General features: G+C 67.2%; 23 protein-coding genes. 14 read left to right on the forward strand and 9 right to left on the reverse strand.

Annotated elements, in window-relative coordinates; genetic code table 11:
- Positions 1 to 29 precede the first annotated feature (29 nt).
- A complete protein-coding gene (locus AC5P6H_RS13370) occupies positions 30 to 1,502 on the reverse strand; it encodes a transglutaminase-like domain-containing protein (RefSeq protein ID WP_495202749.1) in 1,473 nt (490 codons plus the stop codon).
- Positions 1,503 to 1,634: 132 nt separating this feature from the next.
- Here AC5P6H_RS13370 and AC5P6H_RS13375 point away from each other — a divergent pair, with 132 nt between their 5' ends.
- From AC5P6H_RS13375 to AC5P6H_RS13400, 6 genes are all read left to right on the forward strand, one after another.
- Entirely contained in the window at positions 1,635 to 3,074 is a 1,440-nt protein-coding gene (locus AC5P6H_RS13375; protein ID WP_126411641.1) for a C40 family peptidase, read from the forward strand.
- Positions 3,071 to 4,165: a dipeptide epimerase gene (locus tag AC5P6H_RS13380; RefSeq protein ID WP_495202750.1), complete on the forward strand. Its 1,095-nt coding sequence runs from the start codon at positions 3,071 to 3,073 to the stop codon at positions 4,163 to 4,165. Before AC5P6H_RS13375 ends, AC5P6H_RS13380 begins: the two co-directional genes overlap by 4 nt.
- Positions 4,166 to 4,679: 514 nt before the next feature.
- Positions 4,680 to 5,528: a MurR/RpiR family transcriptional regulator gene (locus AC5P6H_RS13385; RefSeq protein WP_495202751.1), complete on the forward strand. Its 849-nt coding sequence runs from the start codon at positions 4,680 to 4,682 to the stop codon at positions 5,526 to 5,528.
- Between the two features lie 15 nt (positions 5,529 to 5,543).
- Positions 5,544 to 6,305: a L,D-transpeptidase family protein gene (locus AC5P6H_RS13390; protein ID WP_262224811.1), complete on the forward strand. Its 762-nt coding sequence runs from the start codon at positions 5,544 to 5,546 to the stop codon at positions 6,303 to 6,305.
- The gene (locus tag AC5P6H_RS13395; protein ID WP_014645712.1) at positions 6,302 to 7,603 is read left to right on the forward strand and encodes an APC family permease; all 1,302 of its coding nucleotides are present in this window, start codon (positions 6,302 to 6,304) and stop codon (positions 7,601 to 7,603) included. The genes AC5P6H_RS13390 and AC5P6H_RS13395 overlap by 4 nt, the downstream gene beginning before the upstream one ends.
- 110 nt (positions 7,604 to 7,713) lie before the next feature.
- Positions 7,714 to 8,037, forward strand: a complete 324-nt coding sequence (locus AC5P6H_RS13400; protein WP_053495439.1) for a hypothetical protein — start codon at positions 7,714 to 7,716, stop codon at positions 8,035 to 8,037.
- Between the two features lie 107 nt (positions 8,038 to 8,144).
- On the opposite strand, the gene yiaA is transcribed toward AC5P6H_RS13400, so the two are convergent.
- Positions 8,145 to 8,597, reverse strand: a complete 453-nt coding sequence (gene yiaA / locus AC5P6H_RS13405) for an inner membrane protein YiaA (RefSeq protein ID WP_014645710.1) — start codon at positions 8,595 to 8,597, stop codon at positions 8,145 to 8,147.
- Between the two features lie 168 nt (positions 8,598 to 8,765).
- Between yiaA and AC5P6H_RS13410 the strand changes: the two genes are divergently transcribed.
- Complete coding sequence (locus tag AC5P6H_RS13410; RefSeq protein ID WP_495202752.1) at positions 8,766 to 9,932, forward strand: PQQ-dependent sugar dehydrogenase; 1,167 nt, start codon at positions 8,766 to 8,768, stop codon at positions 9,930 to 9,932.
- A 110-nt stretch (positions 9,933 to 10,042) separates the two neighbouring features.
- On the opposite strand, the gene AC5P6H_RS13415 is transcribed toward AC5P6H_RS13410, so the two are convergent.
- The 4 genes from AC5P6H_RS13415 to folB form a co-directional block, all read right to left on the reverse strand.
- Positions 10,043 to 10,594 (reverse strand): hypothetical protein, encoded by a 552-nt coding sequence (locus AC5P6H_RS13415; RefSeq protein ID WP_049441418.1) that lies wholly within the window; start codon positions 10,592 to 10,594, stop codon positions 10,043 to 10,045.
- 128 nt (positions 10,595 to 10,722) lie between these two features.
- Positions 10,723 to 12,897 (reverse strand): glycoside hydrolase family 3 N-terminal domain-containing protein, encoded by a 2,175-nt coding sequence (locus tag AC5P6H_RS13420; protein WP_014645707.1) that lies wholly within the window; start codon positions 12,895 to 12,897, stop codon positions 10,723 to 10,725.
- A 128-nt stretch (positions 12,898 to 13,025) separates the two neighbouring features.
- Entirely contained in the window at positions 13,026 to 14,297 is a 1,272-nt protein-coding gene (locus AC5P6H_RS13425) for a mechanosensitive ion channel family protein (protein WP_046428231.1), read from the reverse strand.
- Positions 14,298 to 14,388: 91 nt separating this feature from the next.
- On the reverse strand, positions 14,389 to 14,742 hold the full coding sequence (gene folB, locus AC5P6H_RS13430) for a dihydroneopterin aldolase (protein ID WP_005407807.1): 354 nt from the start codon (positions 14,740 to 14,742) through the stop codon (positions 14,389 to 14,391).
- A 357-nt stretch (positions 14,743 to 15,099) separates the two neighbouring features.
- On the opposite strand from folB, the gene AC5P6H_RS13435 reads away from it, so the two are divergent.
- On the forward strand, positions 15,100 to 15,765 hold the full coding sequence (locus tag AC5P6H_RS13435) for a hypothetical protein (RefSeq protein WP_049441410.1): 666 nt from the start codon (positions 15,100 to 15,102) through the stop codon (positions 15,763 to 15,765).
- Between the two features lie 33 nt (positions 15,766 to 15,798).
- Here AC5P6H_RS13435 and tsaD read toward each other — a convergent pair whose 3' ends face one another.
- Positions 15,799 to 16,824, reverse strand: coding sequence for a tRNA (adenosine(37)-N6)-threonylcarbamoyltransferase complex transferase subunit TsaD (gene tsaD, locus AC5P6H_RS13440; RefSeq protein ID WP_032957776.1), 1,026 nt, complete (start codon positions 16,822 to 16,824; stop codon positions 15,799 to 15,801).
- Between the two features lie 166 nt (positions 16,825 to 16,990).
- Between tsaD and rpsU the strand changes: the two genes are divergently transcribed.
- The 6 genes from rpsU to AC5P6H_RS13470 all read left to right on the forward strand — a co-directional run bounded on the left by rpsU (position 16,991) and on the right by AC5P6H_RS13470 (position 22,138).
- Positions 16,991 to 17,206 (forward strand): 30S ribosomal protein S21, encoded by a 216-nt coding sequence (gene rpsU / locus AC5P6H_RS13445; protein ID WP_002808376.1) that lies wholly within the window; start codon positions 16,991 to 16,993, stop codon positions 17,204 to 17,206.
- Between the two features lie 133 nt (positions 17,207 to 17,339).
- Positions 17,340 to 17,783: a GatB/YqeY domain-containing protein gene (locus AC5P6H_RS13450; protein WP_014645703.1), complete on the forward strand. Its 444-nt coding sequence runs from the start codon at positions 17,340 to 17,342 to the stop codon at positions 17,781 to 17,783.
- Positions 17,784 to 17,888: 105 nt separating this feature from the next.
- The gene (locus tag AC5P6H_RS13455; RefSeq protein ID WP_032957774.1) at positions 17,889 to 18,809 is read left to right on the forward strand and encodes a YihY/virulence factor BrkB family protein; all 921 of its coding nucleotides are present in this window, start codon (positions 17,889 to 17,891) and stop codon (positions 18,807 to 18,809) included.
- 61 nt (positions 18,810 to 18,870) lie between these two features.
- A complete protein-coding gene (gene dnaG, locus AC5P6H_RS13460) occupies positions 18,871 to 20,610 on the forward strand; it encodes a DNA primase (RefSeq protein WP_227864187.1) in 1,740 nt (579 codons plus the stop codon).
- Positions 20,611 to 20,637: 27 nt separating this feature from the next.
- Positions 20,638 to 21,138 (forward strand): protein tyrosine phosphatase family protein, encoded by a 501-nt coding sequence (locus AC5P6H_RS13465; protein ID WP_032957770.1) that lies wholly within the window; start codon positions 20,638 to 20,640, stop codon positions 21,136 to 21,138.
- 28 nt (positions 21,139 to 21,166) lie between these two features.
- Positions 21,167 to 22,138, forward strand: a complete 972-nt coding sequence (locus tag AC5P6H_RS13470) for a bile acid:sodium symporter family protein (RefSeq protein WP_032957769.1) — start codon at positions 21,167 to 21,169, stop codon at positions 22,136 to 22,138.
- 115 nt (positions 22,139 to 22,253) lie between these two features.
- Here AC5P6H_RS13470 and AC5P6H_RS13475 read toward each other — a convergent pair whose 3' ends face one another.
- Both AC5P6H_RS13475 and cyoE read right to left on the reverse strand, forming a co-directional pair.
- Complete coding sequence (locus AC5P6H_RS13475) at positions 22,254 to 23,063, reverse strand: TraB/GumN family protein (RefSeq protein ID WP_495202753.1); 810 nt, start codon at positions 23,061 to 23,063, stop codon at positions 22,254 to 22,256.
- A gap of 136 nt (positions 23,064 to 23,199) precedes the next feature.
- Complete coding sequence (gene cyoE, locus AC5P6H_RS13480) at positions 23,200 to 24,093, reverse strand: heme o synthase (RefSeq protein WP_046428214.1); 894 nt, start codon at positions 24,091 to 24,093, stop codon at positions 23,200 to 23,202.
- Between the last annotated feature and the right edge of the window lie 2 nt (positions 24,094 to 24,095).

Below are 24,095 nucleotides of genomic sequence, written 5' to 3' on the forward strand. Positions count from 1 at the left end.
TTGAATGGTGTGGAATGCGATGTGTCGCGCTAGCGTTGCCTGGCTGGCAGTACCCGCCACTGGAAGTCGTAGCTCCATTGGTCGAAGTACAGGTTGCCGCCTGCCCACTCGGCCTCGCCGCGCTGCGAGTCGACCGTTTCCGAGCGGAAGTGCTGCTTGGCCGGCACGAGGGGCTGGCCGAAATCATCGTTGAAGGCGATGCGGTAGCCATCGAGGCCACCCAGGTAGAAGTTGCTCAAGGCCGGCACATCGCTGGCCAGTGCGCCGGTGGTCACGTCCATCGGCAGCCAGCCATACGGCGCCAGGTAGACCTGTCCCCAGTCATGCAGGTTGTTGTAGCGACTGCCATCGTCGGAGAACACCATGCCCGACTGCCAGCGCGCGGGAATGCCGTTCAGGCGCAGCAGCGCGATCAGCAGCAGGGTCTGCTGCCCGCAATCGGCATGGCCGGAACGCAGCGCGTAATCGCTGATGTTGCTGAGCGTGGAATATTCGCGCGCACCGGCCCAGGGAATACGGTCGACCGCAGCAAACAGCTTGCGCACCACTTCATATGGGCGCGTCTCGCCCTGCAGCACCTGGTCGGAGAACAGCTTCAACGCAGGGGTGAAGCGCACATGCGGCAGCTGCTCGGCCAGATACGGCTTCAACGCCGTATAGGCCGGGGTGGGTTGCACCACGGCCGGGTCGATCGCGGTATGCCGGGCGAAGATCGTGACCGCGTAGCGGATCTCGAAGCGGGTCGGCTGCCCGGCCACCGCTTTGGCTTCCAGATAGGCCGTGCGTTGCAAGGTGCTGGCCGGTGCCACCCGCGCCTTGCCTGGGCTGCTGCCCAGCCACTGCACCTGCTCCTGCTGGCCGGGGATCTCGCGTGGGTACGGAATCCAGGCACGCACGGTCTCGCCGGCCGGCACGGCATCGGCCTTCACCGTGAGCGATTGGGTGAATTCGATACGCTGCGGCAGCACCGACGCCCGGCCACTCTGTTCGGCCGCGGCAAGCACGCGCGCGTGGTGCGCGTTGAGCACTTCGTTGGGCCCCGGAGGCGGCATCGGTGCATCCGCACGGCGGCGTGCGCGTGCTTCGTCGCTGAGCAGGAACAGGTTCGACGGTGCGCGCTTGAAGTACCAACGCTCGCCATCGATATCGAGATGCTCGATCAGGCCAAGCTGGTCCCAGCGCGCGAATTCCTCGTCGGTCAGGTCGGGAATCCAGCGGCGCACGGCAGACTTGGCGGCGGTTTCGTCGAGGGAAAGATCCAGGCGGATGCGGCGCATGCGCTCACGCTGGAACGCGCCTTCGGCAGCATCGCTCCCTGTCGCCAGCAACGCATCGGCGTCGCTGAAGCGGCCGCCGTCGATCAGGTCGATCACCTGCGCCTGGCGCGCACGCTGCTGGCTGCTGCGCCCGTCTGCCGCCTGCGTGACCGACACCCACAGCAGCAGCGCGGCACACAGGCCGGCAGCAGCAGGCAGACGCGGTTTGCGAATGGCAGGATCCACAGCGACACTTCCCCAGCGCGGGTGGTAACGGCTGTGTAACACGGGCCGGGATGCCGGTCAATAATTTATTCTTGCTTTCGATGCCGAAAGGAATAAATATTCCACAAGGCATTCGAGGAGGGTGTGCACCGCATGAGCCTGGCTTCCCGCGAACGGCACCGGCATTGGCCGCGCCGCTTGACCTTGGCCCTGTGCCTGCTGGCCGCACCGGCCTTTGCACAGGCCGCCCCGGCGCCCGATCCCGGCGCACCGCTGCCCTATGTGATCGGCCTGCACGAGGCCTACCTGACGCCGCAGTACTGGGCGGCGCGTCTGGACAACGCCGATGCGCCGATCCTGGATCGCGCGCAGATCGAGGCACAGAACGCACGGATGCGGGCGCAGGACAGCCACATCCAGGACATCGCGGCGTTGCCAGCCCAGCTTGATGGGGCGACGGTGCGTGCCAGCATCACCGCGCTGTCGAGCTGGCCCACGCGCACCCTCTACAGCGACAAGGGCACGCCCATCGCGCCGGCCCTGCGCAGCGCGATCGAAGCCAACCTCGGCCTTGATGCGATTCCCGCCCAGGTGGCACCGGCCTACGGGCTGGTGGTGAAGCGTGCCGCACTGCGCACCTTCCCCACCCGCGAGCGCGTCTTCAGCACCGTCGGTGACACCGACATCGACCGCTTCCAGGAATCGGCACTGTTCCCCGGCGACAAGGTCGCCGTGGTCCACCGCAGTGCCGACGGCCGTTGGCTGTTCGTGCACAGCGAGCGCTACAGCGCGTGGATCGAAGCCGACGCCATCGCCAGCGGCGACAAGGCCACGGTGCTCGGCTACGGCGCGAAGGGACCCTACCGGATCATCACCGGTGCCACCGCGCAGACCGCCTACACCCCGGAAGAACCGCGTGTCTCGCGCCTGCAGCTGGACATGGGCGTGCGCCTGCCGGTGCTGGCCGACTGGCCCGCGTCAGAACCGGTGAACGGCCAGCAGGCGCACGCATCGTGGGTGGTGCAGCTGCCGGTACGCGAGGCAGATGGTCGCCTGAAACTGGTACCGGCCCTGCTGCCGCGCTCGCAGGACACCGCCGCCGACTACCTGGCCCTGACCCCGCGCCTGTTGCTGCAGCAGGCCTTCAAGTTCCTCGGCGAGCGCTACGGTTGGGGCCACGACTACGACACCCGCGACTGCAGCGGTTTCGTCTCCGAGATCTACCGCAGCTTCGGCGTGCTGCTGCCACGCAATACCAGTGCACAGGCGGTCAGCCCGGCGCTGGATCGCCTGCCGTTCACCGGCAAGGACGGCAAGGCACTGCGCGACCGTGCCGTCACCGACCTGAAGGTCGGCGATCTGGTCTACATCCCCGGCCACGTGATGATGGCCATCGGCCACGTCGACGGTCGTACGTGGGTGATCCACGATACGGCGGGCGGCAGCTGGTTCGGTGCCGACGGCACGCGCGTGCAGGCCCATCTCAATGGTGTTTCGGTCACGCCGCTGGAGCCGATGATGGCCAGCGATACCGTCCGCTACATCGACCGCATCACCAACATCCAGCGCCTGCGGGCCAAGACTCCTGAATGAAGATCACCGCCATCGAACTGGGCATGCTGCGCGTGCCGTTGAAGACACCGTTCAAGACCGCCCTGCGCACGGTGGAAACCGTGGAAGACGTGGTGGTGCTGATCCGCACCGACACCGGCAACACCGGCTATGGTGAAGCCCCGGCCACCGCCGTGATCACCGGCGATACGCACGGCTCGATCATCGAAGCGATCCGCCACTTCATCGCCCCGCGTCTGATCGGCCAGGACGTGGTCAACCTCAACCACCTGTGCACGCTGGTGCAGACCGCGATGGAGCGAAACACCAGCGCCAAGGCGGCGGTGGAGATCGCGCTGTACGACCTGTGGGCGCAGCTGCACGGCGCCCCGCTGTACCAGATGCTCGGTGGTGGCGACCCGGTGATCACCACCGACATCACCATCAGCGTGGACTACATCGACAAGATGGTGGCCGACTCGCTGTCGGCGATCGAACGCGGCTTCGAGTCGTTGAAGATCAAGGTCGGCAAGGACATCGGCCTGGACATCGAACGGGTCAAGGCGATCCATGCCGCCGTGGAAGGCCGCGCCCTGCTGCGCCTGGACGCCAACCAGGGCTGGACCGCCAAGCAGGCAGTGCATGCGATGCGTACCCTGGAAGACGCCGGCGTGGTGCTTGAACTGCTGGAGCAGCCGGTGAAAGCGGCCGACATCAGCGGCCTGAAGTACGTCACCGACCGCGTCAACACGCCGGTGATGGCCGACGAGAGCGTGTTCAGCCCGAGCCAGGTGATGGACCTGATCCAGCAGCGCGCGGCCGACATCATCAACATCAAGCTGATGAAGACCAGCGGCCTGTCCAACGCGATCCGCATCGCCGACATTGCCGGCATCTACGGCGTGCCGTGCATGATCGGCTGCATGATCGAATCGAGCATCAGCGTGGCCGCCGCCGTGCACCTGGCCGTGGCCAAGAGCGATGTGATCACCAAGGTCGATCTGGACGGCCCCTCGCTGGGCCAGTTCGATCCGGTCAGCGGCGGCGTGCATTTCAACGAATCGGAGATCAGCATCAGCGACGTGCCGGGGCTGGGCATCACCGAAGTGCGCGGGCTGGAGATGCTGGGTTGATTTCTGCCTTGCGGCTGACGTTGCGTGCCACTGACGTTGGGTCGCGCGTTACTTTTCTTTTCGCGAAAAGAAAAGTAACCAAAAGAAACGCTCCGCCGGCCGCGAGCCGGTGCTACGCACCGGTTCCCTGCGCTCCTCGGCCCGTCGAGGGACGGCGCGGGAACTCGCTGCGCTCAGACACCCGCGCCTCTTCGCCCTCGCCGGACCTGCGGTGCTCGGCTCGCTACAAGGCGGACTCAACGTCCAATGCAACAGCTGCACCCAGTAGATCCACGCCACGCGTGGAAGCGCTTGTTTTTGCCCTACCCCGTAATCCCTTCGCGGCTGGCACGCGCGCGATGTGTCCAGGGTCGGGCGGGTGGGGCTTGCGGGGGTGTCCGCCGCATGGATGCGGCGGCCAAGCCTACACGGACGTACTTGCGGCGTCCCCCGCAATCCCCACCTGCCCGACCCACCCCATAATTCGCTTTATGCGGCCAACCGCAACGCCTTTGCAGACCCCCGGACACCCCGCATGCCGCCCCTGCTGAAGATCCGCACCGAGCGTGGGCAGATGTCGGCCATCGAGCGCCGCATCGCCGACTTCATCCTCGACAACGCCCACCTGCTGCGCGACTACTCCTCCCAGCAGCTGGCCAGCGCGCTCGGCATCAGCCAGTCCAGCGTGGTGAAGTTCAGCCAGAAGCTTGGCTTCAAGGGCTACCCGGATCTGAAGTACTCCATCGGCCAAGATGTGGCCCGCGCAGGTGCCGATCCGCAGCAGGCGCCCGACGAACCCGACAGCGGCGATGACTACCTGCGCCTGGGCGAGGCCCTGCGCCGCAGCAAGGCGCAGGCCGAGGAGGAAACACGCCAGGCCAATCCACGCGGGGAGATCGAGCGCATCGTGCAGCTGCTCGAAGGTGCGCCCAAACTGTTCGTCTACGGCCTGGGTGACGACGGCCTGTTCGCCCGCGAGTTCGCCATGCGGCTGTCGCTGCTCGGACTGCTGGTGGTGCCGCATACCGATCCGATCCTGATGCTGGCCAACCTCTCGGCCGCACGCCCCGGCGATGCGCTGCTGATGTTCTCCGAGTTCGGCAACCTGCCCCAGCTTTCACAGTTGTCGCGGCAGTTCCAGGACATGGGTGGCAAGGTGATTTCCATCACCCGCCACACCGCCAACCCGCTGCGCGCGCATGCGGATGCGGCACTGGCGGTCTGCGCGCACGACCGCACGCCACAGGTCGCGCAGCTGCTGTACCGTAGCGCCATGCACGCCCTGCTCGATTTTCTGTTCGTGCTGCTCTGCCACACCAATCCGGATCGCCAGCAGCAGCTTGCGGTGAACCTGGAGCGGATCGACCACCTGCTGGATTCCTGACCGGAGCGCATGTTGATGAAATCGCTGGTTCGCCTCGCTACCGCTGCACTGCTGCTTGCTACGGCGGTGTCCGTTCACGCGGCGCCGCTGGATGGCGCGCGCCAGCTGATCGTGGTCACCAGCGAAGGCTGGGACAGCACCCAGGGGCAACTGCAGGCCTATGTGCGCGACGGCCAGGGCTGGCACCCGCATGGCCAGGCGTTCCCGGTGGCGCTTGGCCGCACCGGCAGCGCCTGGGGCCTGGGCCTGCATCCGGCACAGGCCGATGGCCCGCAGAAGCAGGAAGGCGATGGCCGCAGCCCGGCCGGCATATTCGCGCTCGGCAGTGCGTTCGGCTATGCCGTCACCCGCCGCGGCACTGCCATGCCCTACCAGCCGATGCTGGACAGCAGCTACTGCATGGACGTACCCGGTTCGCCGTTCTACAACCGCATCGTCGATGAAAAGAAGGTCGGCAATGCAGCGGTCAAGGGCTCCACCGAGCCGATGCGGCTGGACCTGCACAACAAGGGCGACGTGCGCTACCGGGAAGGCTTCATCATCGCCCACAACCCGGACAACCAGCCCGGCAAGGGCAGCTGCATCTTCGCCCATCTGTGGCGCCAGCCCGGCGAGGCCACCGCCGGCTGCACGGCCATGCCGCAGGAACGCATGCAGGCACTGCTGGACTGGCTGCGGCCGCAGGACGCGCCGCGTTTCGTGCTCCTGCCGCGCGCGGAGTACAAGCGCCTGCAGGCGCAGTGGCAACTGCCCGCGCTGGCCGGAGACGTCCGTTGAGCACGCAGGACGAACCGCAGCTGCAACGCGCGGTCAGCCGCTGGCAGATCGTCGGCCTGTCGATCAACGATGTGATCGGCAGCGGCATCTACCTGCTGCCGGCCGCCACCGTCGCCCTGCTCGGCCCCTTCAGCCTGTGGGGCGTGGTCGCCGCCGGCATCGTCGTGGCCTTGCTGGTGCTGTGCTATGCGCAGGCCGCCAGCTACTTCGATGAACCTGGCGGCAGCTACCTGTATGCACGCGAGGCGTTCGGGCGCTTCGCCGGTTTCGAGATCGGCTGGATGATCTGGCTGACCCGCATCAGCTCGGCCGCTGCGCTCAGCAACGCGCTGGCCGACGCGGTTGCGCGTTTCTGGCCGTGGGCCGATGCCGGCCTGGGCCGCATCGCGGTGATCGTGGTATCGCTGGGCTTCCTCACCGGCATCAACATCATCGGCGTGCGCTCGGCTGCGCGTACCGGCGTGGTGCTGGTGATCGGCAAGATGCTGCCGCTGCTGCTGTTCGTGGCCATCGGTGCGTTCCACATCGACCCACAGCTGGCCTTCTCCGGCCAACGCCCGGACCCGCATGACCTGCAGCGCATGGGCGAAGCCGCCTTGCTGCTGCTTTACGCCTACGCGGGCTTCGAGAACATCCCGGCCGCCGCCGGCGAGTACCGCAATCCGCGCCGCGATATTCCGTTCGCCCTGATCACCATGATCATCACCGTCACCGTCATCTACGGCGCGGTGCAGGTGGTGGCGCAGGGAACGCTGGCCGGCCTGTCCAGTTCGGCCACCCCGCTGGCCGATGCCGCCGCCGGTTTCGGTGGCGAAGCACTGGCGCTGATCCTGACCGTCGGTGCCACCATCTCCATCCTCGGCACCAACAGCAACACGATGATGATGGGCCCACGCTTCCTGTTCGCACTGGCCCGCGATGGCTACGGCCCGAAGATCCTGGCGCAGGTGCATCCACGCTTCCACACCCCGGCCGCGTCGATCCTCTGCCAGGGCCTGATCGCGCTCGGCCTGGCCCTGTCCGGTTCGTTCGTGCAGCTGGCCCTGCTGTCGATGACGACGCGCCTGTTCGCCTACATCGGCACTGCCGCAGCAGTCCTGGTACTGGCCAAGCGCTACGCCGACCGCCCGGGCGCGTTGAAGCTGCCCGGCGGGCCGTTGATTCCGGTGCTGGCGCTGCTGCTGTGCCTGGCGCTGTTCGCCAGTGCCAGCTGGCAGAACATCGCTGCTGCGCTGGTGGCGTTCGCCATCGGCGCGGTGATCTACACGCTGCCGCGAAAAGATACCGATGCCGGATGACCGATAGCGCCGGGCCATGCCCGGCGGATTGATCTGGTGATCACGCTGCCGGACCGGGCCGTTAACCGCCACACAGGCACGATCGGGCTTCGTCCACAACGGAGCCTTCCATGACCGAGTACCAGATCCCCGGCCGCGTACCGGACGACAGCACGCCGCGCGACGCGGTCAGCAACTACTGGCGCGAGCGCTACACGGCCGAGCCGTACTACGACGACCAGCTGTTCTTCGAGGACTACGAGCCGGCCTACCGCATCGGCCACGGCGCGCGTGCACAGGACATGATCCGCGCCTATGAACAGGTCGAGGCCGAGCTCGAATCACGCTGGGCCAACGAACGCGGCCGCAGCCGCCTGGACTGGGCGCAGGCACGCAATGCGGTGCGTCGTGGCTGGGAGGAGGCACAGCTGGCGGATCCGCGGCTGGCACGATAGCGCCAGACTTCTGTAGAGCCGAGCCTGCGCTCGGCTCTCGCACCTCGTCTGTAACGTCGAGCCACGCTCGACTGAGCCGAGCATGGCCCGGCTCTACACCGGATCGATCACTCCTGTTCCGGCAGCGGCGGCACGATCGCGCTGCGCTTGCTCTCGCCCCCACCGGCGGCGATCAGGTCGCGGGTGTTCTTCTGCACCGCCACCGCGCCGAACAGCGACAGCGCATACGCCATGCCATAGAAGCCCTTCTCACTCGGCGCCAGCGTGGCATTCCACAGGCCGACCAGCAGCAGCATCAGCGCCGACAGCAGCGCGAACCAGCACAGCGCGTAGTACAGGCCACTCACCGGAATGCCTTCGACGCGGTCGCGCACGCTCTTCTGCAGCGACACCGCCGCGAACAGGCCGAACAGCAGCAGGGTCAGGTAGTAGCCCTTCTCGTTGAGCGCCATCGTGGCGTTGAACAGGCCGATCAGGTACGCCGCCGCCCCCAGCAGCAGGGCCACCCAGGAGGCGGCGATGAAGGCGGTGGACGGCTTGTGGGGCATGGCAGTGTTCATTGCAGGTCCTTGGCAGGCAGGCGGGCACGCTTTGCCCGGGCGTGCCCACCCTAGACGATCCCGCCGCGCTCGCACAGGGGGCGCAGGACCTTCGGGCCACGACGCTCACGGCGCCGGTGGTATACAAGGGACAGCCCGGCCATCCGCATCCCCGCACTGGAGATACCCATGACCCGCACGCCCCTGCTGCTCGCCCTCGGCCTCGTGCCGATCCTTGCCACCTCCGCCTGCAATGCTGCCGATCCGGCCGCCAACGGTGCGCAGACCGCCACAGCGGCCTCTGCCGCCACCGACCAGCGCCCGTTCAACGCCACCGAAGTCAGCCGCTTCGACCAGCCCTGGGCGATGACCTTCCTGCCCGACGGCAGCCTGCTGGTCACCGAAAAGCGCGGCAAGCTCCAGCACCTGGACCCGGCCAGCGGCCAGAAGCACGAGATCACCGGCGTTCCGAAGGTCGCCTATGCTGGCCAGGGTGGTTTCGGCGACATCATCCTGCACCCGGATTTCGCCCGGAATCATGTCGTTTACGTCAGCTATGCCGAGGAAGGCACGCTGGATACCCGCGGTGCCGCGGTGGCCCGGGCCACGCTGGCACTGGATGCCAACGGCGGTGGCCAGCTGAAGGACCTGAAGGTGATCTGGCGGCAGAGCCCCAAGGTCAGCGGTGAGGGTCACTACGGGCATCGCCTCGCCTTCGGCCCGGACGGCAAGCTGTGGATCAGCTCCAGCGAGCGCCAGAAGTTCGATCCGGCCCAGGACATGGGCAGCAACCTCGGCAAGATCATCCGCCTCAACGACGATGGCAGCCTGCCCGCCGACAATCCGTTCGCGTCGCAGGGCGGGGTGGCCGCACAGGTGTGGTCGCTGGGCCACCGCAACATCCTCGGCATGGCCTTCGATGCCAACGGCAAGCTGTGGGCGCACGAGATGGGCCCGGCCGGCGGCGACGAACTGAACCTGATCGTGCGTGGCGCCAACTACGGCTACCCGATCGTTTCCAACGGTGACCATTACGACGGCCGGCCGATTCCCGACCACGATACGCGCCCGGAATTCGCCGCGCCGAAGGTGACCTGGACGCCGGTGATCTCGCCGGCCGGCTTCGTGATCTACAGCGGCAGCCTGTTCCCGCAGTGGAAGGGCAGCGGCTTCATCGGTGGCCTGTCGTCCACCTCGCTGGTGCGCGTGGCCTTCGATGGCGACAGCGCGCGCGAAGCCGAGCGCTTCAACATGGGCGAGCGCATCCGCGAAGTGGAACAGGGCCCGGACGGCGCGCTGTGGCTGCTGGAAGACGGCAGCAAGGCGCGCCTGCTGAAGCTCACGCCGAAGGCCTGAGGTAGTGCCGGCCGCTGGCCGGCACCCTGGATCCTTCCGGCATCCTGCGGTTGCCGGCCAGCGGCCGGCACTACCCTTGCCAAACGGCCCCGCACGCGGGGCGTCTGCATTCATTGGATGGTGATGACCTTCACCTCGGTCTTCGTGCAGGCCTGGTCCAGGCACTGGCCGCTCAACCACACCTGGCCGCTGCCGATCATCACGCCCTGCTGGTTGACGAACACCTTGCCGAAGTCCTGCTCGGACACCGCCTTGACCACCTCCGGCGTGATGATCTTCTCGTAGTTGCGCTGGAACTCTCCGGGGCCGGAGATCTTCTTTCCGCCGCTGATGTTCAAGGGGAATCGCACTTCCTCGACCACCGCAGCGCGATCACCGCCGACCACGGCGGCCTTGAACGCATTGAAGACCTTTTCGAACTGCGCGGCATCGCCGAGCAGCGACTCGATGCGCGCACGCGCATCCTCGGCGGACACCTCGGCTGCCGGTGCGGCAGGTGCAGCGGCGGCTTCGGCAGCCGGCGCCGCCGGTTCAGCCGCAGGTGTCGAAGCAGCACTGGCCTCCATCGGCGGCGGCGCATCCGCTGCAGGCTCGGCCGGCGGCGCCGGCTGCGAACAGGCCGCCAGCAGCAGGGCGGGAATCAGGTAGGCCATCCGGCGCATGCGCGCACTCCATCGAACAGGAGGCCCGATGGTAGCGCCGCCACAGTGAGGACCACAAAAAAGGGGACGGAGGGGATTAAGTCGTTTTGGCACAAACGACTTAATCCCCTCCGTCCCCTTTTTTTCGATCAGGCCTTCAGCAGCTCGAACTGCACCGCTTCGCCGGCGGCCGACGAGGCACAGACCCACAGGTCGAACTGGCCCGGCTCGGCACGCAGCACGCCGTCGCGGCCGGTGAAGGCCAGTTGCTCGCGGGTCAAGGTGAACACCACTTCGGCTGACTCGCCCGGCTGCAGCGCCACCTTGCGGAAGTCCTTCAGTTCACGCACCGGACGCACGCGGCTGGCCACGCGATCATGGATGTACAGCTGCACCACTTCCTCGCCCGCCACGCGGCCGGTGTTGGTCAGCACGGTGGTGATGGTCAGGGTGTCGTCCCAGCCGAGCTGTGCCGTGCTCAGCTGCGGCACGCCGTAGGCGAAGGTGGTGTAGCCGATGCCATGGCCGAACGGGTACAGCGGTTCATTGGGAATCTCGCGCCAGCGCGCCTTGAACTCCGACATGGTCGGCAGTTCCGGACGGCCGGTGCGCGGGTGGTTGTAGAAGTACGGCTGCTGGCCGGACACCTGCGGGAAGCTGACCGGCAGGCGGCCGGACGGGCTGTAGTCGCCGAACAGTACATCGGCCACGGCATGGCCGGTCTGCGTGCCCAGGTACCAGGTCACCGCCACGGCCTGCGCATTGCGCACTGCGCCCTGCAATGCCAGCGCGCGGCCATTGCGCAGCAGCACCACCAGCGGCTTGCCGGTCATCGCCACGGCCTCGGCCAGCGCCTGCTGTGCCGGCGGCAGGGTGATCTCCACGCGCGACTGTGCTTCGCCGCTGTAGCGCTGCGGTTCGCCCAGCGCCAGCACCACCACGTCGGCACGCAGTGCGGCCGCCACAGCGGCTTCCGTGCCGCCCGGAATCGCGGCTTCCAGTTCGCAGCCCGGCACGATTTCCAGCAGCGCTTCGTCGCCGATGGCGGCACGCACGCCGGTTTCCAGGTCCACGTAACGCTGCTTGTCGCCGAACAGCGTCCAGCAGCCTTCGATGTTCTCGCGGTCCTGCACGAACGGGCCGATCAGCGCGATCTTCTGCCCGGTCTTCTGCAGCGGCAGCACGTTGTCACGGTTGTTCAGCAGCACGATCGAACGCCGCGCGGCATCGCGCGACAGTTCGTCATGCGCGGCAATGTGCGAGGTATCCGCTTCGCGCGCCGGGTCCAGCGAACGGTACGGGTCGTCGAACAGGCCGATGGTCTCCTTCAGCCACAGGATGCGGCGCACGCCCTCATCCAGCACCGCCATCGGCACCTCGCCGCTCTCGACCAGGCCGGGCAGGTGCTCGGCATAGAAGCCGCTCTGCATGCTCAGGTCCAGGCCGGCGGTGAACGCCTTGGCCGTGGCATCGCGGTCATCGGCGGCATAGCCGTGCGCGACCAGTTCCATGTCGGCGGTATAGTCGGAGATCACCACGCCCGGGAACTTCCATTCGCCGCGCAGGATGTCGGTCAGCAGTTCGGCATTGGCACTGGCCGGCACGCCATTGATGTCATTGAACGAGGACATCACGGTGATCGCGCCGGCCTCGAAGGCGGCCTTGAACGGCGGCAGGTGCACGTCGCGCAGGGTCTGCGGCGAGATGTCCACCATGTTGTATTCCATGCCGGCCATCACCGCGCCGTAGGCGGCGAAGTGCTTGGGCGTGGCCAGCAGCGAATCGGCCGCACGCAGGTCGCTGCCCTGGAAGCCACGCACGCGGGCGGCGGCGAACGCACAGCCCAGCACCACATCCTCGCCGGCACCTTCGGCGCCACGGCCCCAGCGCTGGTCGCGGGCGATGTCCACGGCCGGCGCATAGGTCCAGTGCAGGCCCGCGGCGGTGGCTTCGATCGCAGTGGCGCGCGCGGTGCGCTCGGCCAGGTCCGGCTCGAAGCTGGCGGCCTCGCCCAGCGGAATCGGGAACACGGTGCGCATGCCGTGGATGACGTCGGCCGCCAGGATCACCGGGATACCCAGGCGGCTCTCCTCGGTGGCGACCTGCTGGATGCGGCGGCCCAGTTCGGCGCCCACACCATTGAACAGCGAGCCGACCTTGCCCTCGCGCACCTGCTGCAGCACCTGGTCGGCATTGCGCACGTTGGCTTCCGGGTTCACGTCCGGGGCGAACGGGCGGACCATGTCCGCGAAGACACCCAGCTGGCCGACCTTTTCCTCGACGGTCATCTGGGCAATGAGGGATTCGATGCGATCGGAGGCCACCGGCAGTCCTTGATGAAAACGTTTACAAGCCCGGCATTCTAGCGATCCCGAGCCGTTTGGCGAGAGGTTTCTTCATTCAGTTTCAGCCACCAGCGGGGTCCGTATGGCCCCGCCGGGGGCACCGCAGCTTACTCCGAGCCGGCCAACTGGCGCTGCCCGGCCATCAACATGGCGTCACTGGAGGCCTGGAATACCCGCAGGCCGAAGGCCGGCAGGATCGCCAGCAGGTGGTCGAAGATGTCCGACTGCACCGCCTCATACTCGGCCCAGGCAGTACTGCGGGTGAAGCAGTAGAGCTCCAGCGGCAGGCCCTCGGTGGTCGGCTGCAGCTGCCGTACCAGCAGGGTCATGTCGGTATGGATGCCCGGGTGGCTGCGCAGGTAGCGCTCCACATAGGCCCGGAACGTACCCAGGTTGGTCACGCGGCGGCTGTTGACCTCGGCCACGCCCTGCTCGCGCAGGCGCCCGTTCCACTGCCCCAGTTCCTGTTCCTTGTCGCGCAGGTAGTCGCGCAGCAGCGCGAACTCGCCGAGGAAGGCCAGGTCACCCTCGTCCAGGAAGCCGACGCTGTGCTGGTCCAGGTACAGCGCGCGCTTGATCCGGCGCCCGCCGGCCTCCTGCATGCCGCGCCAGTTCTTGAACGACTCGGTCACCAGCTTCTTGGTGGGGATGGTGGTGATGGTCTTGTCGAAGTTCTGCACGGTGATGGTGTGCAGCGCGATGTCGATGACGTCGCCGTCGGCGTTCTGGCTGGGCATCTCGATCCAGTCGCCGATGCGCACGCGGCCATCGCCACTGATCTGCACGCTGGCCACCAGCGACAGGATGGTGTCCTGGAAGATCAGCATCAGCACCGCCGTGGCCGCGCCCAGGCCGGTGACCAGATAGCGCAGGTCGACGCCCGCCAGGGTAGCGACGATCGACAGGCCGGCGATCACGAAGAGGACGATCTTGGCGACCTGCAGGTAGCCCTTGATCGGCTTGTTGCGTGCCTCGGGGCGGCGCTCGTACAGATCGTTGGCCGCATCCAGCGCATGCGAGATGGCCAGCACCACGGTCAGGATCGCCCACGCCTGGCAGGCGCCGATGATGAAGCTGACCAGGCCCGGCGGCAGGTCCGGCACGATGCGGATGCCCGAGGCGATCACCTGGCTGGGCACCACGTTCGACAGGCGCGAGATCACCCGCATCAGGTGGCTGCCGCGGCCGGTATCAGCGCCCGGAAGGCGGCTCAGCAGCCGCCGCAGCCCGCGCAGCAGGATGCGCTTGGTCACCCAGTTGGCCAGGCCAGCGGCGATCAGCAGCGCCGAGATCATCAACGCCAGGTAGGCGCCGGGATAGGGTTCCAGTGTGTTCTGCAGCCGTTCCAGCCACTGTACCGCCACCACCGCGTCCACCATCGGTTGTCTCCTGTCTGTTTCGTTGTTGCCAAGGTTGCCGGCCAGCGGCCGGCACTACCGGGGTTGTCGGCCAACGGCCGGCACGACCGGGTCAGTCCCGCGTGCGTTCGATGATCACGCCCACCGCGCGCGCGCCGCGCACTGCGCCCGGCTTGCTCAACTTCAGGCGCAGCCACTTCACGTCGAATTCGTCCAGCACGATCTGCGCGCAGCGCTCGGCCAGGGTCTCGACCAGGCCGAACTCCGACTCGCGCACGAACTGTTCCAGGCGCTTGCTCACCGCCTTGTAGTTCAGGGTGTGGGCGATGTCATCGGTGGCTGCAGGGCGACGGTTGTCGAAACCCATTTCCAGGTCGAACACCAGGTCCTGGCGGATCCGTCGTTCCCAATCGTAGATACCGATCAGGGCGTCGATCGTCAGCCCTTCGATGAAAACCTTGTCCATTGCGCTTACCGGCACGAATACAGGCGGCCATGGTAACGGCACGGCGGTGAGCCTGCCCGGAACGGGCGGTGGGCCACCGGCGTGGGGTGGCCCGGAAAAAACAAAGGGCCCTGCTAGCGGGGCCCTTTGGTACTACCGTTTGTCCCCGGGGGGAGCTGAAATCCAGCCGCGAGTCCCGGTGGCGCAGGCACGCAGATTAGGCAAGGACCAGATCGCCGGTCAAGGCCAAATCCGACAGGACAGGTCAGGTATTCGTCCGAGGCAAAACGCAGAAAATAAGCCGCGCGGACAAGGACGTTCCCTGATGGTCGCCGCCGCCCACTCTCGCGAACATCGATTCCTCCTTCACCACCGCACATGACGATGGCTCCATACGATGTACTGCGGCGCGCGTTGTCAGCGGAGCGTCTGTCTACTTACGAGAGAATCGCATCGACCTGCAGCCCCGACGTCACAGCCGAATCCCTGTACCTGTGGAACATGCGGATGTGCAGTGCACTGATGATGCCGGTCCATCTGTGCGAAGTGGTCACCCGCAACGCCGCTGCAGCTGTGCTCGCCAGGCAGCATGGCCCGCGTTGGCCCTGGAATGGTGCCTTCCGACGGAGGCTGCCAACCTCATCCAGTACTTCTCCGCGCACGGTACTGGAACAACTTGCCAGCCGCGTAACCGATACACCTGGGATCGTCGCCAACCTGCCGATGGTGTTCTGGCAGCAGCTCTTTACCTGTCGCTTCGACTCCACGCTTTGGATACCCGCACTCAGCAGGGTTCTGCAGCATGCTCCCTCCGCTCATCCCAGTGCCGTCAGGAAAGCCGTCCATGCGGATATCGGACGCATCCGCCACCTGCGCAACCGCATCGCCCACCACGAGCCGGTCCTGGAACGTGACCTCGGCGCCGACCTGGCCGCGATCGGGCGGCTGATCCATGCCCGCTGCCCACACACGCTGGGCTGGCTGCAGCGCCATGAGCGGGCGACAACCGTGCTGGCGGCGTCGCCGTTGGCAGTGCATCGGTAATGCGTCCGCCGGGCATGGCCCGGCGCTATCGGTTCAGACCGCCGGCAGGGTCGCCATGTCCCAGCGCGGGGTCACATCCACCTTCGGCGGGCTGTGCTGGCCGGCCTGCAGGCGCAGCGCGCCGGCGAAGGCGATCATCGCGCCGTTGTCGGTGCACAGTGCCGGCCGCGGGAAGCAGGCACGGCCGCCGAGGCGCTCGGCCATCTGCTGCAGGCGGGCGCGCAGGCGCGTGTTGGCGCCGACGCCGCCGGCCACCACGATCACGTTGGTGCCGGCCGCTTCCAGTGCGCGCTCGCACTTGATCGACAGGGTCTCGACCACCGCGTCCTCAAAGCCCCGGGCGATGTCGGCGCGGGTCTGCTCGCTCTGGTCACTGTCGCGCCAGGCCATCAGGACCTGGGTCTTCAGGCCGGAGAAGCTGAAATCCAGCCCAGGGCGGTCGGTCATCGGCCGCGCGAAGCGGTACGCGCCCGGCGTGCCCTGCTCGGCCAGCCTGGCCAGCTGCGGGCCGCCCGGGTACGGCAGGCCCATCAGCTTGGCGGTCTTGTCGAAGGCTTCGCCGGCCGCGTCGTCCAGGGTCTCGCCCAGCAGGCGGTACTGGCCGATGGCGTCCACCGCCACCAGCTGGGTGTGGCCACCGGACACCAGCAGCGCCACGAACGGCGCTTCCGGCGGGTCGTCTTCCATCAGCGGGGCCAGCAGGTGGCCTTCCATATGGTGTACGCCCACGGCCGGCACCTCCAGCGCCCAGGCCAGCGAACGCGCCACGCCAGCGCCCACCAGCAGCGCGCCGACCAGGCCGGGACCGGCGGTGTAGGCCACGCCATCGATATCGCCCACGCCCAGGCCGGCGTCGGCCAGGGTCTGGCGTACCAGTGGCAGCAGCTTGCGGACATGGTCGCGGCTGGCCAGCTCGGGCACCACACCACCGTATTCGGCGTGCAGGGCGATCTGGCTGTAGACCGCATGGGCGCGCAGGGCCGCGCTGCCGGCCAGGTCGGTGTCATACACCGCCACGCCGGTCTCATCACAGGAAGATTCGATGCCAAGGACTCGCATGCCTGCTATTATGACGCCCCTGCCGCCCCCTCGGGGGACGTGCAGATCTCACTGCTTTCGAACCCCCGGCCCGTATTCAGGGTTGGCCGCTTGCAGTTTGTCGTTTCGCCGCTATAATGTGCGGCTCGCCGGGCGTGACCCGGTTCTACTGTGTCCCGGAGATTCCATGCCCAGCGTCAAAGTCCGCGAGAACGAGCCCTTCGAGTTTGCTCTTCGCCGCTTCAAGCGCACTTGCGAAAAGGCCGGTGTGCTGGCCGAAACCCGCAAGCGCGAGTTCTACGAAAAGCCGACCCAGGAGCGCAAGCGCAAGGCCGCCGCTGCTGTGAAGCGTCAGCTGCGCCGCTCGTCGCGCGACGTCACCAAGCGTCAGCGCCTGTACTGATCGGACGCATCTTCATTGCGGCGGGCCTGCCTGTCGCGATGGAGCCGAAGCCGGCACGCGCGAGCGTCGCCGGCTTTTTGCGTTTCCGGGTTCGGGCATCCGCCCCGCCCCACCTACCACCACGAGGTTCCTCATGAGCATGAAGCAGCAGCTCACCGAAGACATGAAGGCCGCCATGAAGGCGGGCGAGAAGCACAAGCTGGGCGTGATCCGCCTGATCAACGCTGCCATCAAGCAGCGCGAAGTCGACGAGCGCATCGAGCTGGACGACACCGCCGTGATCGCCGTGCTCGACAAGATGGTCAAGCAGCGCAAGGACTCGGTCAGCCAGTACGAAGCCGCCAACCGCGAAGACCTGGCCGAGATCGAGCGCGCCGAGATCGTGGTCATCGAAGCCTACCTGCCGGCCAAGATGGGCGAGGCCGAGATTGTGGCCGCCATCCAGGCCGCCATCGCCGAGACCGGTGCCGCCGGCCCGGCCGACATGGGCAAGCTGATGGGCGCGCTGAAGCCCAAGCTCGCCGGCCAGGCCGACATGGGCCTGGTCTCCAAGCTGGTCAAGCAGCTGCTGGCGTAATCCAGCACCTGGGGTCGGATCCCTTCCGCAGCGCGGAAGGGCTCTGACCCCATTGATGCACCCGCTTCACCGCACCTTCGTCGGTCGCCTGCTACAACCGCACACATGGTTGAACCCGAGCCCAACGTTCCCGTGTCCCTGCACAAGTACCTCAAGCGCCTGCAGGACAGCTTTCCGATGGCGGTGGCCAAGCGCTTCATCGACGTCGACGTGCTGACCCAGGCAGCTTCCGTCTCCTTCTACGCCCTGCTGTCGATGGCACCGTTGCTGGTGCTGCTGCTGTGGCTGACCGCCTCGCTGTACCCACCGGCCCAGCAGGCGCTGATCGACCAGATCAGCTCGGTGGCCGGCAGCAGCGCGGCTACCGTGGCCGAAACCGTTCTGAAGAACGCCGACAACCAGCCGGATGTCGGCTCGCTGGCGGGTGTGTGGAGCACGCTGCTGCTGTTCGTCGGCGCCACCGCCGTGTTCGCCCAGCTGCAGAACGCACTGAACCTGATCTTCCGCACCAGCGGCGAGCGCCTGGAAGGCCTCAAGGCCTGGCTGCGCAAGCGCGTGTTCTCGTTCGGCGTGGTGCTGGCCCTGGGCTTCCTGCTGATCCTGTCGATGACGGCCACCACGGTGCTGCAGGTGGCCTTCGCCCAGCTGCCCTCGATCCTGCCCGCGCTGGGGTACGTCACGAGCCTGCTGCTTTACGCAGTCGGCTTCGCCTTCATGTACCACTACCTGCCCGACCGCCGCGTGGCCTGGCGCCAGGCCTTCATCGGCGGCGTCATCACCTCGGCACTGTTCGCACTGGGCCGCTACGGCATCGGCGTCTACATCGCCACCGTGGCCCCCGGCAGTGCCTACGGCTCGATGGGTGCGCTGGTGATCTCGCTGGTCTGGATCTACTACGCCACCGTCGTGTTCTTCGTTGGCGCACTGATGACGGCGGTGATCGATGAGCGCCTGCGCGCGCGTCATCACCTGGCCGCAGCCGGCATTGATCCGGCAACCGCCAGCCAGGTGCCCGACAGGGGGTAAACTAGGCCGACCGCCCCCGGTTCCGTCGCGTGGTCCTGCACCGCGCCCTGCCCTGTTGCCCATGGCCCGTATCCCCGACGCTTTCATCGACGACCTGCTCGCCCGCACCGACATCGTCGAGGTGGTGGGCAGCCGCGTGCCGTTGAAGCGCCAGGGCAAGGAGTACGCCGCCCGCTGCCCGTTCCATGACGAGCGCTCGGCGTCGTTCACGGTCTCGCCCACCAAGCAGTTCTATCACTGCTTCGGCTGTGGCGCGCACGGCACCGCGATCAGCTTCCTGATGAACTACGACCGCCTCGAGTTCCTCGACGCGGTGGATGAACTGGCCAAGCGCGCCGGCATGGAAGTGCCGCGCAACGAGAATCCGCGCAGCCCGCAGCAGCAGGACGACAGCCGCGAGCTGTACTCGGCGCTGGACGCGGCGACCAAGTTCTTCCAGAAGAACCTGGAGGGCAGCGAGAAGGCCCGCAGCTACCTGGATGGCCGTGGCGTGGACGAAGAGAACCGCGCGCGCTTCCAGATCGGCTACGCGCCGGATGGTTACAGCGGCCTGCGCGACGCGCTGGGCAAGGACGAGCGGCGCATGAAGCTGCTCGACCGCGCCGGCCTGTTCTCCAAGAACGACCGCGGCCACGTCTACGACAAGTTCCGCGACCGGGTGATGTTCCCGATCTTCGACCGCCGTGGCCGGGTGATCGCCTTCGGCGGCCGCGTGTTCGAGAAGGACGACGGCCCCAAGTACCTCAACTCGCCCGAGACCGCGCTGTTCCACAAGGGCCGCGAACTGTACGGCCTGTGGCAGGTGCGCCAGGCCAACCAGAAGATCGAGCGGCTGATCGTGGTCGAGGGCTACATGGACGTGGTCTCGCTGTTCCAGTTCGGCGTCACCCAGGCGGTGGCAACGCTGGGTACCGCGACCACGCCGGACCATGCCGAGCTGCTGTTCCGCAACGCACCGGACGTGTTCTTCTGCTTCGACGGCGACGCCGCCGGCCGCCGCGCCGGCTGGAAGGCGCTGGAGTCGGTGCTGCCGCGCATGAAGGATGGCCGCCAGGCCTTCTTCCTGTTCCTGCCCGATGGCGAAGACCCGGACACCATCGTGCGCAAGGAAGGCGCCGAAGCGTTCAACGAGCGCCTGAAGCAGGCTACGCCGCTGTCGCAGTTCTTCTTCGATGAACTGACCCGCGAGATCAACCTGGGCACGCTGGACGGCAAGGCGCGCCTGGCAGAACGCGCCAAGCCGATGCTGGCGCAGATTCCCGACGGCGCCTTTGGCGACCTGATGAAGCAGCAGCTGGCGCAGCTGACCGGCCTGGGCGGTACTGCCCAGGCCACGCGCGCGCCGATGCCGCAACGCCAGCCGCAGCGGACGATCCAGCCCGTGGCCAAGCGCAGCCTGGTGCGCGGCGCGATCGCCGTGCTGCTGCAGCAGCCGTCGCTGGCGCTGACGCTGGGCGGCAAGCACCACTTCCAGGGCCTGCGCCTGCCCGGCGTGGAACTGCTGCTGGAGCTGCTGGGGCTGGTCGAACAGCGCCCGGACATCAGCACCGGCGCCCTGCTGGAACACTTCGACGGGCGCGAGGAACAGGCCTCGCTGCATACCCTGGCGGCACAGACGCTGCCCGGCACCGAGGACAGCTGGACCCAGGAACTGCACGACGCAGTGGCACAGCTGGAGAAACAGCTGCTGGTGCAACGTCTGGAGGAGTTGTTGGCAAAGCAGCGCCAGCAGGGCCTGGACGATACTGACAAGTACGAACTGCGCGAGCTGCTGAAGGCGCGCGCCGGACTGCGCCTGTAGCGGCAGAACGTTTTCACGGAGAAGACCATGCTGCTGCGCCTGACCTGCCTGCTGTTGTTGTCGCTCTGCCTGTCACTGACGGCCCTGGCCGAAGACGCGCCCCTCAACGAAGTCCGCCCCGGCCTGTATGCCGGCGGCCAGCCCAGCGCCGCACAGCTGCAGGCCTTGGCTGCACAGGGCGTGCGCACTGTGATCGACCTGCGCCAGCCCGGCGAGGACCGGGGCTTCGATGAAACCCGCGTCGCCGAATCATTGGGCCTGCGCTACGTGCGCATTCCGGTGGCCGGCGCCGATGGCCTGGATACGGCCAACGTGCGCGCCGTGCACCTGGCCCTGCAGCAGAGCCAGGGGCCGGTGCTGCTGCACTGTGCGTCCGGCAACCGCGCCGGCGCCGTGCTCGGCCTGGTCAATGCACGGTACGAACATGCCAGCCCCGAACAGGCCCTTCAGCTGGGCCAGCGTGCTGGCCTGAAGTCGCTGGAAGCCGCCACCCGCCAACGCCTGGCAACGCCGGTCACCTCGCCCTGAACCCTCCGCACCAAGGACACTGCCCACCATGACCCGCTGGTGGTCGCGCCTGCGACCGGACAACTTCACCCTCGCCCTGCTGTGCACCGTCGGCCTGGCCTCGCTGCTGCCGATGAAGGGCGCCGCCGCCATCGTCCTCGACGATGTCACCACCGTCGCCATCGCTGCACTGTTCTTCCTGCATGGCGCGCGCCTGCCGCGCGAGTCGATCATCGGCGGCATGCTGCACTGGCGGCTGCACCTGACCATCCTGGCCTGCACCTTCATCCTGTTCCCGCTGCTGGGGCTGATGTTCAAGCCACTGTCGGGCTGGCTGCTGACCCCGGAGCTGTACCTCGGCGTGCTGTTCCTGTGCACCCTGCCCTCCACCGTGCAGTCGTCCATCGCGTTCACTTCGATGGCGCATGGCAACGTGCCCGCAGCGGTGTGCAGCGCCTCGCTGTCGAGCATCCTCGGCGTGTTCCTGACCCCGCTGCTGCTGACCGCGCTGGCCGGCACCTCGGGCGGCATCCATGATCCGCTGCATGCGATCGGCGGCATCATGCTGCAGCTGCTGGTGCCGTTCGTGGCCGGCCACCTGCTGCGGCCGTGGATTGCCGGCTGGGTGGAACGCCAGCGCGCGCTGCTGCGCTACACCGACCAGGCCACCATCCTGCTGGTGGTGTACTCGGCGTTCGGCGAAGCGGTGACCGAAGGCCTGTGGAGCAAGACCCCGCTGCTGTCGCTGCTGGCTGTGGCCATCGTGGCCGCTGTGCTGCTGGGCATCGCCATGCCGCTGATCACCTTCATCGCCCGTCGCCTGCGCTTCAACCGCGAGGACGAGATCGCCATCGTGTTCTGCGGCTCGAAGAAGAGCCTGGCCACCGGCGTGCCGATCGCCAAGGTGCTGTTCGCCGGCGGCAGTCTCGGCGCCATCGTGCTGCCGGTGATGATCTACCACCAGATCCAGCTGATCGTCTGCGGTGTGATCGCGCAGCGGTATGCGCGGCGCAAGCCCTGACAGGGCGCGCGGGTTGTTCCGGGTAGACCATCCACGCATGGCGTGGATCTACTCCATACCACGGATGGCGTGAACCACAGTAGATCCACGCCATGCGTGGATGGGTTGCCTGACGCTACGGATCCACGAGCGTGCCGACGCTCAGCTCCGGCATCCACACCCACAGGTCGTACGCCCGTTCCGCATGGGTATCGCCCCGCAGCCGCGGGGCCACCTGCTCTGGAAGTGGCCGCGCCATGCAACGGTCCGCGCACGCCCACGCCTGGCCACGCAGCGCACCCAACCGCACGCTGTAGATATCCAGGTCCCGCAGCTGGGAGGCCATCGGCCGCCTCTGCATTTCCGGCGGCATACCTTCCGGCCGCCGCAGCATGGCGTGGACATTGCCAGTCAGCACCAGCATGCGTGCATTGTCTGGCAACCCTCGATAGAGCCGTCGCAATTCGGCGGCCATGCGGTCATCGCGGGCCTGGCTGCCGCCGTTACTGTGATTGACGTCGTAGCCAACCACCTCGATCGCGCGGCCCTGCGCCTTCAGCGCGCGCAGGCCTTCGATCATCGCCAGCATGTCGCGGCTGCGGCGACCATCATGCTGGTCATCGCGCACGGTCCAGAACGCGCGGCCGCGCAGGTGCCGGCGCGCCGCGGCCCCGCCATCGGATTCCAGATAGTCGCGCAGCACAGGGTTCTCGGCGCGTGGCAGTTCCAGCGCCAGCAGGACCGGCGCGCCATTGCGGCTGTAGTCATCCACCAGCTGCCGCACCAGCAGTGGCGTCTCGCGTGTGCCGTGGAATTCGCCCAGCACCAGCATGCGATGGCCAGCGGCGTATTGGCGGATCTGCGCGGTAGTGTCGTCGGCATGCGCGGTCACGGCCATGCCCAGCGCCAGCATCAGCGCGGTGGTCCAACGGAAGAACGAATGCATCCCTGCTGCTTCCTTTCCCTGGGGTCAGGAACAGCAATGGCGACGCCGAGACGGCGGTTCAAGGTGATCCACGTCATGCGAGGATGTCCGCGCGATCAGGTGGGGTCAGAGCCCCTTCGGGGATCCGACCCCGAGGTCACAACCAGGGCAGGATCCAGTGGTCCACCAGCAGGAAGGCGAACAGCGCCATCAGGTACACGATGGAGTAATAGAACATCTTCATCGAGAACAGCTCATCCGGCGGGTCGAGCATGCGCCAGGCGTACCAGAGGAACACGGCGTTGAGCACGATCGCGCCGCCCAGGTAGAACGCACCGCTCATGCCCACCAGGTACGGCAGCAGGCACACCAGCGCCAGCACCACCGAATACACCATGATCTGCTTGCGGGTATGCGCCACGCCGTGGGTCACCGGCAGCATCGGGATCTCCGCCTTGGCGTAATCCTCGCGGCGGAAGATCGCCAGCGCCCAGAAGTGCGGCGGGGTCCAGATGAAGATGATCAGCACCAGCAGCGACGAGTACGCCCAGTCCGACGAACCCTGCATGCCGGTCACTGCGGCCCAGCCCAGCATCGGCGGCATCGCGCCGGCCAGGCCACCGATGACGATGTTCTGCGAGGTCGCACGCTTGAGGTACACGGTGTAGATCACCGCGTAGCCGATCAGCGAGGCGAAGGTCAGCACTGCGGTGATCAGGTTCACCCACAGCACCAGGAGGGTCATCGACAGCACGATCAGCACGCCGGCGAACACCAGCACCTGCCACGGCTTGACCTTGCCCACCACCAGCGGGCGCCACGAGGTGCGCGCCATCTGCGCATCGATGTGCGCGTCCAGCAGCTGGTTGATGGCGGCCGCGGCCGAGGCCGCCAGCCAGATGCCGAGGAAGCCGAGCAGGCCGGCGCGCACCTGCTCCCAGCTCGGCACGCCGGGGATGGCCAGGACCATGCCGACCAGGGCGGTGAAGACGATCAGGGCGACGACCTTGGGCTTGGTCAGGTCCCAGTACTGGCGGTAATTGGAAAACATGG

This window comes from Stenotrophomonas sp. YJH_SMC_110 (assembly GCF_059369255.1).

What these genes read in the sequence shown, in the direction of transcription:
- AC5P6H_RS13375 (WP_126411641.1), top strand. Translation starts at nt 1,635, where the DNA reads ATGAGCCTGGCTTCCCGCGAACGGCACCGGCATTGGCCGCGCCGCTTG.
- AC5P6H_RS13380 (WP_495202750.1), top strand. Translation starts at nt 3,071, where the DNA reads ATGAAGATCACCGCCATCGAACTGGGCATGCTGCGCGTGCCGTTGAAG.
- AC5P6H_RS13385 (WP_495202751.1), top strand. Translation starts at nt 4,680, where the DNA reads ATGCCGCCCCTGCTGAAGATCCGCACCGAGCGTGGGCAGATGTCGGCC.
- AC5P6H_RS13390 (WP_262224811.1), top strand. Translation starts at nt 5,544, where the DNA reads ATGAAATCGCTGGTTCGCCTCGCTACCGCTGCACTGCTGCTTGCTACG.
- AC5P6H_RS13400 (WP_053495439.1), top strand. Translation starts at nt 7,714, where the DNA reads ATGACCGAGTACCAGATCCCCGGCCGCGTACCGGACGACAGCACGCCG.
- yiaA (WP_014645710.1), bottom strand. Translation starts at nt 8,597, where the DNA reads ATGAACACTGCCATGCCCCACAAGCCGTCCACCGCCTTCATCGCCGCC.
- AC5P6H_RS13410 (WP_495202752.1), top strand. Translation starts at nt 8,766, where the DNA reads ATGACCCGCACGCCCCTGCTGCTCGCCCTCGGCCTCGTGCCGATCCTT.
- AC5P6H_RS13415 (WP_049441418.1), bottom strand. Translation starts at nt 10,594, where the DNA reads ATGCGCCGGATGGCCTACCTGATTCCCGCCCTGCTGCTGGCGGCCTGT.
- AC5P6H_RS13425 (WP_046428231.1), bottom strand. Translation starts at nt 14,297, where the DNA reads ATGGTGGACGCGGTGGTGGCGGTACAGTGGCTGGAACGGCTGCAGAAC.
- folB (WP_005407807.1), bottom strand. Translation starts at nt 14,742, where the DNA reads ATGGACAAGGTTTTCATCGAAGGGCTGACGATCGACGCCCTGATCGGT.
- AC5P6H_RS13435 (WP_049441410.1), top strand. Translation starts at nt 15,100, where the DNA reads ATGACGATGGCTCCATACGATGTACTGCGGCGCGCGTTGTCAGCGGAG.
- tsaD (WP_032957776.1), bottom strand. Translation starts at nt 16,824, where the DNA reads ATGCGAGTCCTTGGCATCGAATCTTCCTGTGATGAGACCGGCGTGGCG.
- rpsU (WP_002808376.1), top strand. Translation starts at nt 16,991, where the DNA reads ATGCCCAGCGTCAAAGTCCGCGAGAACGAGCCCTTCGAGTTTGCTCTT.
- AC5P6H_RS13450 (WP_014645703.1), top strand. Translation starts at nt 17,340, where the DNA reads ATGAGCATGAAGCAGCAGCTCACCGAAGACATGAAGGCCGCCATGAAG.
- AC5P6H_RS13455 (WP_032957774.1), top strand. Translation starts at nt 17,889, where the DNA reads ATGGTTGAACCCGAGCCCAACGTTCCCGTGTCCCTGCACAAGTACCTC.
- dnaG (WP_227864187.1), top strand. Translation starts at nt 18,871, where the DNA reads ATGGCCCGTATCCCCGACGCTTTCATCGACGACCTGCTCGCCCGCACC.
- AC5P6H_RS13465 (WP_032957770.1), top strand. Translation starts at nt 20,638, where the DNA reads ATGCTGCTGCGCCTGACCTGCCTGCTGTTGTTGTCGCTCTGCCTGTCA.
- AC5P6H_RS13470 (WP_032957769.1), top strand. Translation starts at nt 21,167, where the DNA reads ATGACCCGCTGGTGGTCGCGCCTGCGACCGGACAACTTCACCCTCGCC.
- AC5P6H_RS13475 (WP_495202753.1), bottom strand. Translation starts at nt 23,063, where the DNA reads ATGCATTCGTTCTTCCGTTGGACCACCGCGCTGATGCTGGCGCTGGGC.
- cyoE (WP_046428214.1), bottom strand. Translation starts at nt 24,093, where the DNA reads ATGTTTTCCAATTACCGCCAGTACTGGGACCTGACCAAGCCCAAGGTC.